This is a genomic window from Enterobacter sp. 01-M-03-SI-ECC (assembly GCF_047530215.1).
In the GTDB taxonomy this organism is placed as follows: Bacteria; Pseudomonadota; Gammaproteobacteria; order Enterobacterales; family Enterobacteriaceae; genus Enterobacter; species Enterobacter chengduensis.
Map to the genome: position 1 here is coordinate 153,197 of NZ_JBLKDA010000007.1, position 12,246 is coordinate 165,442.

Genomic DNA, 12,246 nt, shown 5'->3' on the forward strand with positions numbered 1-12,246 from the left:
AAATGGATTCTACCATCGCTTTTTCAGATATACAGCACTTTTTGACCTCAAAATACGCCGATTGCGCCTACTTTTTGATCAGCCAATCGTTTTCCTCAACATGTAGTAGATCACGATGCCCGCAACCACAAGACCGCCGCCAAAACGTCGCAAAATATTATCCGGCAATTGGCTCATCGTGGCGATCATTCGACGCCATGCGCGCGGATAGAGCATTGGTCCGAGACCTTCCAGCACCAGGACGAGGGCCAGTGCGAGCCAGATCGTTGAATTCATTTTTATTCCTTATAAAAGAAAACCACCGCTCCGTTGAGAGCGGTGGTTTGAATACTCAAACGAGCCTGAGTTTATCGCGTAGCGTTAGTCGGCGTCTTCATATAACGGAAGAAATCGCTGTCCGGGCTGAGCACCATCACATCCTGGTTGCTCTGGAAGCTATTCTCGTAGGCGCGCAGGCTACGGATAAAGGCGTAGAAGTCAGGATCCTGGCTGAAGGCGTCCGCAAAGAGCTTCGCCGCTTCGGCATCGCCTTCACCGCGCAGGATACGGCCCTGACGCTCAGATTCCGCCAGCGTCTTGGTGACTTCATAGTCCGCTGCGGCGCGCAGCTTCTCAGCCTCTTCCTGGCCCTGTGAACGGTGACGACGGGCTACCGCTTCACGCTCGGCGCGCATACGGTTGTAAATCGCCTCGGATACCTCTACTGGCAGGTTGATCTGCTTGATACGCACGTCAACCACTTCGATACCCAGCGCAGCCATACTGTTCGGGTTGATCACCGGCACTTTACCGTTGGTCTCCGCCTGAACGCGTTCAGCCGCTTTGGCAATCGCATCATCTGCTGCCGGCGTTGAAACTTCGTCTTCAGTGCCCGCGGTACCGGAGTTCAGCGCATCGCGCACTTCCAGGGTCAGACGACCACGGGAGTCGGTCACGATGTCCTTCACGTCCAGACGACCAATCTCAGAACGCAGACGGTCAGAGAACTTACGTTTCAGCAGCACTTCTGCCTGAGAAACGTCACCGCCGCCCGTCGCCAGGAAGTAACGGCTGAAATCGCTGATGCGCCATTTGATATAGGAATCAACGATCAGGTCTTTTTTCTCTTTGGTCACGAAACGGTCGGCCTGGTTATCCATGGTCTGGATACGCGCATCAAGCGTTTTCACCGACTGAATGAACGGCACCTTGAAGTGCAGGCCCGGTTCGTAAATCACCGGGCGTTTGTCGCCGTCACGCACGACGCTGCTGAACTGGAACTTAATCCCACGCTCGCCCTCTTTCACCACAAAGATCGAGGTATAAAGCGCGACCAGTACGATGACGATGATCGCAATAACTGACTTACGCATCCTTATTCCCCCTGACGCTGGTAGTCGTTACGCTGCGCGTTAGCACGGCGTTGGTCCATAATGTCACCATCGTTCGAAGAAGGCGTTGTGTTCGTGCTGGCGCTGCCCGTTGAGGCAGGCGGCAGACGCAGCAGGTTGTTCGCGCCGCTGGTGTCGCCTTTCGCGGCTGGCGCAGAACTGCCTTTCAGCATCTGATCCAGCGGCAGAACCATCAGGTTTCCACCTTTGTTGTCGTTAACCAACACTTTGCGGGTGTGGCTCAGCACTTTTTCCATGGTCTCGATGTAAAGACGCTCACGGGTAATTTCCGGTGCCGCTTTATATTCCGGCAGGATCTTCGCGAAGCGAGCCACTTCACCCTGCGCTTCCAGGATGGTCTGCGTCTTATACGCGCGTGCTTCTTCCAGAATACGCTGCGCCTGGCCGTTAGCGCGTGGCTGAACTTCGTTGGTGTACGCTTCCGCTTCACGGATGTACTGCTGTTCGTTTTCACGTGCGGCAATCGCATCGTCAAAGGCGGCTTTCACCTCTTCAGGCGGACGCGCAGCCTGGAAGTTGACGTCCAGCAGGGTAATACCCATGTTGTACGGACGAATAGTCTCTTCCAGCTCGCGCTGGGTATCGCTACGAATAACGGTACGCCCTTCGGTCAGGATGCGGTCCATGGTGTATTTACCGATTACGCCGCGCAGGGCGCTGTCGGTCGCCTGGCGCAGGCTGTCATCGGCGCTGGTCACGCTAAACAGATAACGCTCAGGATCGGTCACGCGGTACTGCACGTTCATCTCGACGCGCACCACGTTTTCATCAGAGGTCAGCATTACGCCAGAAGCCGCCAGTTCACGGACGGACTCCACGTTTACCGCGGTCACGTCGTCAATGAAGGTCGGTTTCCAGTTCAGGCCCGGCTCAACCAGATGGCTGAACTTGCCGAAACGGGTGACCACGCCGCGTTCCGCTTCTTTGATGGTGTAGAACCCGCTGGCTGCCCAGATGATGACCACCGCAGCGGCCACGATACCTACAACACGGCCTCCCATTGGCGGGCGCGGAGTCTGAGTGGAATTGCCACCCGAGCCAGAACCTTTTCCTCCGCCAAGGCCACCAAGCTTCTTGCTCAGCTTGCGGAAGATATCATCCAGATCCGGCGGCCCCTGCTCGCGACCACCTTTGTTGCCATTTCCCTCAGAGTTGCCGCCAGGTTTGCTGCTTCCCCACGGGTCGCGGTCTTGTCCGTTATTACCGGGCTGATTCCACGCCATGTATATGCTCCATATTTGTTATGCAAGGGCGAATTATTCAGGCATCCCCTTTCTGATCAGACGATATAGTCGACCAGCGCAGGTTCTTGTTTACAGAGGCGACGCCAGTCAACGATCGGCATACGCACCTGCATCCCCACGCTGCCGTCATCCTCCATCCACTCTTTTTCTATCGCCTGAAGCTGATAAAACCGGCTGCGCAGCCTGCCTTCCTGTGGCGGCAGTCGCAGCGTGTGCTGAGCTACCTCACCGGAAAGACGTTCTGTCAAAGCCTGGAAAAGCAGTGGCACACCAATACCGGTCTGGGCAGAAAGCCAGACCCGAATCGGTTTGTTTTCTTCATCTCGGTCAATACGCGGTTCGAAATCGTCCAGCATATCGATCTTGTTCATGACCAACAGCGTTGGGATCTCGTGGGCGTCAATCTCTTCGAGCACCACGTTCACCGCGTCGATGTTCTCCTGCACGCGCACGTCTGCCGCATCTATCACGTGCAGCAGCAGCGTCGCCTGACGCGTCTCCTGCAGGGTGGCCTTAAACGCCGCCACCAGGTCATGCGGCAGATGGCGAATAAACCCTACGGTATCCGCCAGCACCGTTTCACCGACGTCAGCAACGTCAATTCGACGCAGCGTAGGGTCCAGGGTCGCAAACAGCTGGTCTGCGGCATAAACCTGGGCCTCGGTTATCTGGTTAAACAGGGTGGATTTACCGGCGTTGGTATAGCCCACCAGCGACACCGTCGGGATGTCGGCTTTAGTACGCGCCCGACGCCCCTGTTCACGCTGTTTCTCTACGCGTTCCAGACGCGAGAGGATCTGGGTAATTCGGCCACGCAGCAAACGACGGTCGGTTTCGAGCTGGGTTTCACCCGGGCCGCGCAAACCAATCCCGCCTTTTTGTCTTTCAAGGTGTGTCCAGCCACGCACCAGACGCGTTGCCAGATGGCGCAGCTGCGCCAGCTCAACCTGCAGTTTCCCCTCGTGGGTACGGGCACGCTGAGCAAAAATATCTAAAATCAAACCCGTGCGATCGATAACACGGCATTCGCAAAGGGCTTCCAGGTTGCGCTCCTGGGCTGGAGACAGCGCATGATCAAACAACACGACTGACGCGCCGGTTGCTTTTACGGCATCCGCAATTTCGACTGCTTTACCTTCACCAACAAAATACTTTGGGTGCGGCGCTTTACGGCTACCGGTAATCACCTGCATTGCTTCGACACCGGCGGAAGAGACCAGAGATTCAAACTCTTGGAGGTCTTCCATATCTTTGTCTTGCGAAAAATAGATGTGTACCAGCACCGCCTGCTCACCGGCATCATAACGGTCAAACAAGCGTAAACCTCTCTAAAAAGATCAGCGGGGAACGCAGGATCCCTGGCTCCCCGTGTGGATAACAGTGCGAAACCTTATTCGGTCTCGTCGCTGTCCTGCGCTGGCGTTGAAGAACCCTGCGCGTTGCTGCCATGATGGTAGTTACTACCCGTGCCGCCGCCAGCGTTATTGCTGTGATGAGATACCGGACGAGACGGAACAACGGTAGAAATAGCGTGCTTATAGACCATCTGGCTGACCGTGTTTTTCAACAGAATCACGAACTGATCGAAAGACTCAATCTGACCTTGCAGCTTAATACCATTCACCAAATAAATAGAAACTGGAACACGTTCCCGACGCAATGCGTTCAGGAACGGATCTTGTAAAGATTGCCCCTTAGCCATTCTATCTTTTCCTTATATGCTTGTTTTGTACTTAGAACCTTGCGATTCTGAAAAATTGCGCACGATACGTCTCAATTGTACACATTCAGTGAGCGATATCACCAACAACCTCAATCACTTCGTTTAACGCCTGTTGCGGTTTTTCACTGTCTAACCAGTGAACACCCTCCCAACCGCGCAACCAGGTGATCTGGCGCTTCGCTAACTGTCTCGTGGCGCAAACACCTCTATAAACCATTTCATCGTATGAAATCTCACCTTCAAGATACGACCACATCTGGCGGTATCCCACACAACGAACGGAAGGCATGTCCGTATGCAAATCTCCACGGGCAAAGAGCGCCCGCACTTCTGCTTCAAAATCTGAAGCCAACATCTGATGAAAACGCTGCTCAATTCGCTGATGGAGCAGTTCACGGCTCGCCGGGGCGATGGCGAACTGATGCACCTGATACGGCAGAGCGTCTCCTGACGTTTGCGTCAGTTCCGTTAAAGTTTTACCCGAAATGAAAAAAACTTCCAGTGCCCGGGAAAGCCTTTGCGGATCATTTGGATGGATCCGCGCTGCCGCAACCGGGTCAATCTCCGCCAGTTGCTGATGCAAAACGTCCCAACCCTGCTCTGCCGCCTGCTGCTCAATTTTTGCTCTTATTTCCGGATCCGCGGATGGCAGAGGTGACAACCCCTCCAGCAGCGCCTTGAAGTAGAGCATGGTTCCGCCAACCAACAGCGGTATACGTCCCGCCGCCGTTATCTCGGCCATCTCGGCTAAGGCATCCCGGCGGAAATCCGCTGCGGAGTACGCCTGAGCCGGGTCGAGAATATCCAGCAAACGGTGCGGTGCCGCACGCAGCTCGTCTGCGTCAGGCTTCGCCGTGCCGATGTCCATCCCTCGGTAGATGAGGGCGGAGTCGACGCTAATCAACTCTACAGGCAAAACTTTACGCAACTCAATGGCTAACGCCGTTTTGCCCGAGGCCGTTGGGCCCATTAAAAAAATTGCCTTAGGCAGGCTCGCCTTACTTACGTCAATCATGTTTCAGGGCGTTCATCGCCGTTTGTAAATCAACAGGTTGTAATAAACCACCCGGCGGCGTTTTTACCAGGTGCGGGCAAAGACGTTCCACCTCCGCCAGCACGCTGATGGCCTGCGCCATACTCCACGGCGCGTGTTCGCTTGCCAGATGGCGGGCGATCCACTGCGCGGTGTTGGCGGCATCAAACGATGTTTGCTGCGCCAGGTAGCCTATCAGTTCAGGAATCAAGTTTTGTAAATTTTGTTGGCGTAAGGGTAAAGGCACTGCACGAATTGTCACATGTTGTGGTTCGAGCACAGTTTCAATACCCATCTGCGCCAGCTGCGACCCAACGCGCTGCAATACCCTTGTTTCATCAGGGGATATTTTCAGGCGTACCGGAATTAACAGCGGCTGCGCGCAGGCTGCATTTTCGCCCGGCGTGAGCTGCACCTGTTTGAGCCAGCGTTCGGCGACCGGCAAGGCCAGAAGCATCACGTTGCCGTTACGTTCAAGCAGCGCCATATCCGGGGCGATAATCGTCAGCACCCGGCCGAAACTCTGGCTATGACCGTCCAGTGAAGGCTGAGGGGCCGGAATGGGCTCTTTACTCTCTACCGCAGGCGTTTCCAGCAGTTTGCGGTACAACGCCCCCTGCTGCTTTTGATAGCCAGGCTGGGCATTCGGGTAGTTCGCGCCCGTTGGACGCGGTGCGCTCCCTGCTGATGAAAAGCGCGGGGCTTCCGGTTCACGCGCGACGGCAGGCTCCGCAAAATGGTTGCGGCCCGCTGCCACACGGTTTTCGGGCAGCGGACGCGGCGCAGGGGCGTCGTTCTCCAGCGGCAGCGTTGGCGCAGCCTGCTGCTGCAACACGGCGGCCACGCCCTGATAAATAAAGTCGTGCACCAGACGCGACTGGTGGAACCGCACCTCATGCTTGGCAGGATGAACGTTCACATCCACCTGATGGGGGTCGATATCCAGATAAAGGACGAAAGCAGGCTGCTGATCGGCCCCGAGCTTGTCTTCGCAGGCCTGGCGAATCGCGTGATTGATGAGGCGGTCGCGCATCATGCGGCCGTTGACGTAGCAATACTGAATCTCAGAGAACGCAGCGCTGCTCGCGTTTGGATCGGCAACCCAGCCGCGCAAAGCCAGATCGCCGTGCTGCCACTCAATGGCCAGCGCCTGTTCCAGAAACGGCAATCCGCAAATCGCCCCCAGACGACGCTCTTTCTGCCCGCCTTTCGCCACCGCGCGATACTGGCGCATCACCTTGCCGTTGTGGCTGAGATTAATGGTGACGTCAAAACGCGCCAGCGCGATACGCCGAACGATCTCGTCGATATGGCCAAACTCGGTCTTCTCGGTACGCATAAACTTGCGCCGGGCGGGGGTGTTGTAGAAGAGATCTAACACTTCAAGCGTCGTGCCGACAGGATGCGCCGCGGGCCTGACCGTCACGTCCATGTCGCGCCCTTCGGCGTAGGCCTGCCAGGCTTCCTGTTGTTCCGCGGTACGGGAGGTGAGCGTCAGGCGCGAAACCGAGCTGATACTGGCCAGCGCCTCACCGCGAAAGCCGAGGCTAATAATCGCTTCCAGGTCATCCAGAGAGGCAATTTTACTGGTGGCGTGACGCGCCAGCGCCAGCGCCAGCTCCTCTTTTTTAATGCCACAGCCGTTGTCGCGAATGCGGATAAGCTTCGCGCCACCGCGTTCGATATCAATATCGATGCGGGTTGCGCCCGCATCGAGGCTGTTTTCCACCAGCTCCTTCACCACCGACGCAGGGCGTTCCACCACCTCACCGGCGGCGATTTGGTTCGCGAGCTGCGGCGGTAGAACCTGAATCGGCATGAATTCTCCTTAGTTGGTCGCAGTCATCTCACCCGGCAGCGCCGCGCTGGCCGTCTGGGCGGCACCGCTCTGCGGTGCGGACTGCAGCGGATGCGCCTCAAAGTATTTACGCAGACCGTTATAAATGGCTTCGGCAATTTGCTGCTGGTAACTGTCGCTTCCCAACAGACGCTCTTCACCGTTGTTACTGATAAAGCCCGTCTCTACAAGGATGGACGGGATATCCGGCGAGCGCAGAACGCCGAGGCTGGCATGCTCAGGACGACGTTTATGCAGCACGCCAATGCTTTGCAGCTGGCTCAGTACGTTAGTGGCGACATCATACCCGACGCGCTGAGAATGACCGAACTGTAAATCCAGCACCGCCTGGCTGAGGTACGGATCGGACTGGCTGTTAGCCAGCACGTCGCCCGCGCCGCCTAACAGCTCAGACTGCTTCTCATGCTCTTCCAGCCAGTTGGCCATTTCGCTGTTCGCGCGACGGTTCGACAGCACCCAAACCGAGGCGCCGGTCGCGCTACGATTCGGCGCAGCGTCCGCATGAATGGAGACCAGGAAGTTGGCGTTTTGCTTGCGCGCCACGTCCGAGCGCCCCATGACGGAGATAAAGTAGTCCCCGTCGCGGGTCAACACGCCTTTAAACATAGGATCGTCGTTGAGCAGCGAACGCAGTTTACGCGCGATAGCGATGGTCACGTTTTTCTCGCGCGTGCCGCCAGGGCCTATCGCCCCCGGATCTTCCCCGCCGTGGCCCGCGTCAATGGCGATGATCACTTTGTCACCGCTGACCGTTGCGCGTCGCGCGCTGGCCGCCGGACGCGTCACCGTATTGCTGCTGGTTGCCGCGGTAATGCGATCGTTTTGCGATTTAAACGGATTACGCGCAGGTTCAGAAGGACGCGGCGTATATACCGGCTCTTCCACGCGCTTCGCGACGACCGGCGGCGGTGGAGGCGGCGGCGGAACGTCGGCATTGATGGTAAAGACCACCGTATAGTTCGCGCCGTTTTGCTGCTTCACCGCCTTCGTTTTGCCTTTTTCGGTCAGATCGACCACCAGGCGTAACGACTGGCTGTCCTGGGGCGTTCCCGAACGGATGCTTTTCACCAGGTTGTTGCCGCTGAACTGCAGCGGAAGCCCCTGGATTACGCCCGTCTGTTTGATATCCAGCGCCACGCTGTGGCTGTCTGGCTGTGAAAATGCATACTCAGGATCGCCCATAAAGCTGAACGTGATCCGGGCCTGGCTTTCGCCGTTTGATACCTGAATATCCGAGAGGTTTGCCGCCCCGGCCTGCACGCACAGCAGCACGGTGGCAGCCAACAACCAGCCTTTAACGCGATTTATCATCCCGTCATCCCTACGCTTAACCGGCCAGACGCGCCAGTAAGGAACTGCCTGATGAGGAAACCGCACTGATGCGCGCCTCACGCCCTTGTGCCTGGTAATCTAAGTGAATTTCGACATCCGGGTCAGGCAGCACACCCGCACCTTGTTGCGGCCACTCCACCAGGCAGATGGCATCATTGGCAAAATAATCACGGATCCCCATAAATTCCAGCTCCTCAGGATCCGCAAGGCGGTATAAATCGAAGTGGTACACCATAAGATTTTCAAGGGCGTACGGTTCTACCAGCGTGTAGGTTGGGCTTTTGACATTCCCGTTATGCCCTAACGCCTGCAAAAAACCCCGGCTGAAGGTGGTTTTACCCGCACCTAAATCACCATACAGATAAATGACGGTTGCCCCCTGACAGGCCTGCGCCACGCGCTTGCCGAGTTCTAAAGTGGCTTGTTCATCAGGTAAAGGAATCGCTCGATTAGTCATTTTCTACGTCAATCACATCCGGGTTAACAACACGCCGCAGCGTGCAAAAGAGATCGGTGGCCAGCATACCGCGCGTGCCGTAACGCGCAGCCAGTTTATCCGCCGCGACGCCGTGGGCCACGCAGCCCGCACAGGCTGCATCATAAAGGGGAAGTTTCTGTCCAAGCAATGCGCCAATGATGCCGGAAAGCACATCGCCCATGCCGCCGCTTGCCATGCCCGCATTGCCGGCATCAATAATGCCCTGCGACTCGTCGCTGGCGACAACGGTTCCTGCCCCTTTTAAAACAGCAACACCTCCGTAACGTTTTACCAGACGCTGAGCAGAAAGTAAGCGATCGCTTTCAATTTCTGCCACGCTGCAGTTAAGCAGCCGCGCGGCTTCGCCGGGGTGTGGCGTGAGAATGCGATTGTGACGCTTATCGGGGTTTATTGCCAGAAGGTTAAGCGCGTCGGCATCCCACAGCATCGGTTTACGAAAATTCTCGACCTTTTGCAGGGCCTGTTTACCCCACGCCTGCTGTCCAAGCCCGGGCCCAATCACCACCACGTCCGCCCATTCCAGGCTTTCTTCAAGCGCCTGGGGCGTAAGCTCGTGGACCATCAGCTCCGGACGGGCGGTAATGATTGGGGCAATATTCTCAATGCGGGTGAGCACTCGCACCAGGCCAGCACCGCTGCGTAATGCCGCTTCGCCGGTCATGCGAATCGCACCTGCCGTGCCATGGTCGCCGCCAATTATCACCAGCCTGCCGCTATCCCCTTTATGGGACGTCGGTCGGCGCGGCGGGAGCCACGCTGCAAGCTGCGACGCATCAAAACGCGCGATGCGCATTTCCTGCCCGGCAAGCCAGCTCTCCAGCCCCAGCGCACTGTGGTGCAGCACGCCAACAACGTCTCGCGCTTTGCCGGTCAGCAACCCCGGCTTGAGGGCGATAAAGGTCACCGTGTGCGCAGCCTGAATCACCGCTCCCGGCGTCGCGCCGGTTTGTGCAATCAGGCCTGAAGGAATATCCAGCGCGACAACCGGCGCGGAATGTCTGTTCGCGTGTTCAATCAGAGCGGCTACGTTTTCGCGAGGCGCGCTGCGAAGCCCGGTGCCCAGCAGACCGTCAACAATCAGATCAACATCCTCTGGCCAGACGATATCCGGCGCATGAATCACACCGCCTGCGTTAAGCCACGCCGTGCGCGCCGCGTCCGCCTCTTCCGGCAGCGGTTTTTCACTCTCCAAAGCCAGCAGCGTCACGCGGATACCTGCCGCAGCCGCAAGACGGGCGACAACGTAGCCGTCGCCGCCGTTATTGCCGTGCCCACACAGAATCAGCCAGTGAGCGGCCTGCGGATACGCGCTGCGGGCAACGTTAAACGCCGCCTCACCCGCGCGCAGCATCAGTTCGTAAAGGGTTATCCCGAGGCTGTCTGCGGCCTCTTTTTCGGCGCGCCGGAGGTCATCCGCATGCCAGATGGAATGTGGTATACTTGCGGGGTTTTTCTTCACCGTATGGTCCGTCATGTCACAGCCCCTCGATCTCAATGAATTAGCGCAAAAAATAAAACAGTGGGGTGCTGAACTTGGCTTCCAGAAGGTGGGCATTACCGATACCGACCTCTCGGCCAGCGAGCCAAAACTGCAGGCCTGGCTGGATAAACAATACCACGGCGAAATGGAGTGGATGGCGCGTCATGGCATGATGCGCGCCCGTCCACACGAGCTCTTGCCGGGCACGTTACGCGTCATCAGCGTGCGCATGAACTACCTGCCCGCCAACGCGGCCTTTGCGCGCACGCTAAAAGACCCCTCTTTGGGTTACGTCAGCCGCTACGCCCTGGGACGTGATTACCATAAGCTTCTGCGCAACCGTTTAAAAAAACTCGGGGAAACCATTCAGCAGCACTGTGTTTCGCTGAATTTTAGACCCTTTGTCGATTCTGCGCCTATTCTTGAGCGCCCGATCGCCGAAAAAGCCGGGCTTGGCTGGACAGGTAAGCACTCACTTATCCTTAGCCGCGACGCCGGATCGTTCTTCTTCCTGGGTGAACTGCTGATTGATTTGCCGCTGCCGATAGACGGCCCGGTAGAAGAAGGCTGTGGGCGCTGCGTGGCCTGCATGACCATTTGCCCGACGGGTGCCATCGTCGAGCCCTACACCGTTGATGCACGCCGCTGCATCTCCTACCTGACTATCGAACTGGAAGGGGCCATTCCAGAAGAATTTCGACCGCTTATCGGCAACCGCATCTACGGCTGCGACGACTGCCAGCTGATCTGCCCGTGGAACCGCTATTCACAGCTCACGGACGAAGAAGATTTCAGCCCGCGTAAGGCGCTGCATGCGCCGCAGCTTATTGAGCTGTTCGCCTGGACCGAAGCCTGGTTCCTGAAAGTGACGGAAGGCTCGGCCATTCGCCGTATCGGCCATCTGCGCTGGCTGCGTAACGTTGCCGTCGCGCTGGGTAATGCTCCCTGGGATGAAGCGAATCTGCGGGCACTTGAAAGCCGTAGAGGTGAGCACCCACTTCTTGATGAACACATAGAATGGGCGATTGCGCAGCAAATTGAGAAGCGTAATGCCTGTGTAGTCGAGGTGCAGCTACCGAAGAAACAGCGTCTGGTAAGGGTAATCGAAAAAGGGCTTACGCGAGATGCCTGAACTATTCACAGCCTGTGAATAAAATTACAAACTCAAGCGCCATCTGGGCTGGAGATGAGGTCAAGTGATCTCAATAACATTTTGAAATCAAATTTTATTTATTAAATACAGCGAGTTATAAAGATATTATTCACCCTGCTAAGTTTTAACCCTGTTCCGGTTAAGCGCAGTTTCTGTGGATAACTCTGTTTACAAGAGTATTTCAGAGACAATAGAAAACGTCCCCAACGAATCATTTCGCTGTGGATATTTTAGAGATGATGAAGAATTTGGAGCGGGAAACGAGACTCGAACTCGCGACCCCGACCTTGGCAAGGTCGTGCTCTACCAACTGAGCTATTCCCGCTTGGGCAGTCTGTGCTGTGAAAGCACTTTCAAATTTTGGAGCGGGAAACGAGACTCGAACTCGCGACCCCGACCTTGGCAAGGTCGTGCTCTACCAACTGAGCTATTCCCGCAAATCTGTACTGCTTTTGTTGCTGTCGTAACGTGTAATTCTCTGTCGTTACGGGAGGCGCATTATACGAGAAATCCTTTTAGCTGCAACCCCCCTT

General features: G+C 56.6%; 11 protein-coding genes and 2 tRNA genes. 1 reads left to right on the forward strand and 12 read right to left on the reverse strand.

The genetic code is table 11. The features are described 5' to 3' along the window. Window positions 1-78 precede the first annotated feature (78 nt). The 10 genes from ACMWKK_RS09410 to nnr form a co-directional block, all read right to left on the reverse strand. Entirely contained in the window at window positions 79-276 is a 198-nt protein-coding gene (locus ACMWKK_RS09410; RefSeq protein WP_003855996.1) for a DUF2065 domain-containing protein, read from the reverse strand. A 71-nt stretch (window positions 277-347) separates the two neighbouring features. Further along, window positions 348-1,352, reverse strand: a complete 1,005-nt coding sequence (gene hflC / locus ACMWKK_RS09415; protein WP_023334250.1) for a protease modulator HflC — start codon at window positions 1,350-1,352, stop codon at window positions 348-350. A 2-nt stretch (window positions 1,353-1,354) separates the two neighbouring features. Continuing rightward, window positions 1,355-2,614: an FtsH protease activity modulator HflK gene (gene hflK, locus ACMWKK_RS09420; RefSeq protein ID WP_112780411.1), complete on the reverse strand. Its 1,260-nt coding sequence runs from the start codon at window positions 2,612-2,614 to the stop codon at window positions 1,355-1,357. Between the two features lie 56 nt (window positions 2,615-2,670). Then, window positions 2,671-3,951, reverse strand: a complete 1,281-nt coding sequence (gene hflX, locus ACMWKK_RS09425; RefSeq protein ID WP_023310136.1) for a ribosome rescue GTPase HflX — start codon at window positions 3,949-3,951, stop codon at window positions 2,671-2,673. A gap of 74 nt (window positions 3,952-4,025) precedes the next feature. Next, the gene (hfq, locus tag ACMWKK_RS09430; protein ID WP_008502919.1) at window positions 4,026-4,337 is read right to left on the reverse strand and encodes an RNA chaperone Hfq; all 312 of its coding nucleotides are present in this window, start codon (window positions 4,335-4,337) and stop codon (window positions 4,026-4,028) included. An 85-nt stretch (window positions 4,338-4,422) separates the two neighbouring features. Then, a complete protein-coding gene (miaA, locus tag ACMWKK_RS09435; protein WP_045329892.1) occupies window positions 4,423-5,373 on the reverse strand; it encodes a tRNA (adenosine(37)-N6)-dimethylallyltransferase MiaA in 951 nt (316 codons plus the stop codon). Beyond that, window positions 5,366-7,210 (reverse strand): DNA mismatch repair endonuclease MutL, encoded by a 1,845-nt coding sequence (gene mutL, locus ACMWKK_RS09440; protein ID WP_161656604.1) that lies wholly within the window; start codon window positions 7,208-7,210, stop codon window positions 5,366-5,368. The genes miaA and mutL overlap by 8 nt, the downstream gene beginning before the upstream one ends. A gap of 9 nt (window positions 7,211-7,219) precedes the next feature. After that, window positions 7,220-8,560, reverse strand: coding sequence for an N-acetylmuramoyl-L-alanine amidase AmiB (gene amiB / locus ACMWKK_RS09445; RefSeq protein WP_112780409.1), 1,341 nt, complete (start codon window positions 8,558-8,560; stop codon window positions 7,220-7,222). 16 nt (window positions 8,561-8,576) lie between these two features. Continuing rightward, a complete protein-coding gene (gene tsaE / locus ACMWKK_RS09450) occupies window positions 8,577-9,038 on the reverse strand; it encodes a tRNA (adenosine(37)-N6)-threonylcarbamoyltransferase complex ATPase subunit type 1 TsaE (protein WP_112780408.1) in 462 nt (153 codons plus the stop codon). After that, window positions 9,031-10,554, reverse strand: coding sequence for a bifunctional ADP-dependent NAD(P)H-hydrate dehydratase/NAD(P)H-hydrate epimerase (nnr, locus tag ACMWKK_RS09455; RefSeq protein WP_112780407.1), 1,524 nt, complete (start codon window positions 10,552-10,554; stop codon window positions 9,031-9,033). The genes tsaE and nnr overlap by 8 nt, the downstream gene beginning before the upstream one ends. Here nnr and queG point away from each other — a divergent pair. Continuing rightward, the gene (gene queG / locus ACMWKK_RS09460) at window positions 10,553-11,692 is read left to right on the forward strand and encodes a tRNA epoxyqueuosine(34) reductase QueG (RefSeq protein ID WP_045329904.1); all 1,140 of its coding nucleotides are present in this window, start codon (window positions 10,553-10,555) and stop codon (window positions 11,690-11,692) included. The genes nnr and queG overlap by 2 nt on opposite strands. Window positions 11,693-11,962: 270 nt before the next feature. On the opposite strand, the gene ACMWKK_RS09465 is transcribed toward queG, so the two are convergent. Together ACMWKK_RS09465 and ACMWKK_RS09470 are read right to left on the reverse strand one after the other, a co-directional pair. Further along, window positions 11,963-12,038: transfer RNA gene (locus tag ACMWKK_RS09465), tRNA-Gly, on the reverse strand. A gap of 36 nt (window positions 12,039-12,074) precedes the next feature. Then, a tRNA-Gly gene (locus ACMWKK_RS09470) sits at window positions 12,075-12,150 on the reverse strand. Window positions 12,151-12,246: the final 96 nt, after the last annotated feature.

Coding starts and splice junctions, on each gene's coding strand:
- hfq (WP_008502919.1), bottom strand. CDS start 4,337: ATGGCTAAGGGGCAATCTTTACAAGATCCGTTCCTGAACGCATTGCGT.
- nnr (WP_112780407.1), bottom strand. CDS start 10,554: ATGACGGACCATACGGTGAAGAAAAACCCCGCAAGTATACCACATTCC.
- amiB (WP_112780409.1), bottom strand. CDS start 8,560: ATGATAAATCGCGTTAAAGGCTGGTTGTTGGCTGCCACCGTGCTGCTG.
- ACMWKK_RS09410 (WP_003855996.1), bottom strand. CDS start 276: ATGAATTCAACGATCTGGCTCGCACTGGCCCTCGTCCTGGTGCTGGAA.
- mutL (WP_161656604.1), bottom strand. CDS start 7,210: ATGCCGATTCAGGTTCTACCGCCGCAGCTCGCGAACCAAATCGCCGCC.
- hflK (WP_112780411.1), bottom strand. CDS start 2,614: ATGGCGTGGAATCAGCCCGGTAATAACGGACAAGACCGCGACCCGTGG.
- queG (WP_045329904.1), top strand. CDS start 10,553: ATGTCACAGCCCCTCGATCTCAATGAATTAGCGCAAAAAATAAAACAG.
- hflC (WP_023334250.1), bottom strand. CDS start 1,352: ATGCGTAAGTCAGTTATTGCGATCATCGTCATCGTACTGGTCGCGCTT.
- miaA (WP_045329892.1), bottom strand. CDS start 5,373: ATGATTGACGTAAGTAAGGCGAGCCTGCCTAAGGCAATTTTTTTAATG.
- tsaE (WP_112780408.1), bottom strand. CDS start 9,038: ATGACTAATCGAGCGATTCCTTTACCTGATGAACAAGCCACTTTAGAA.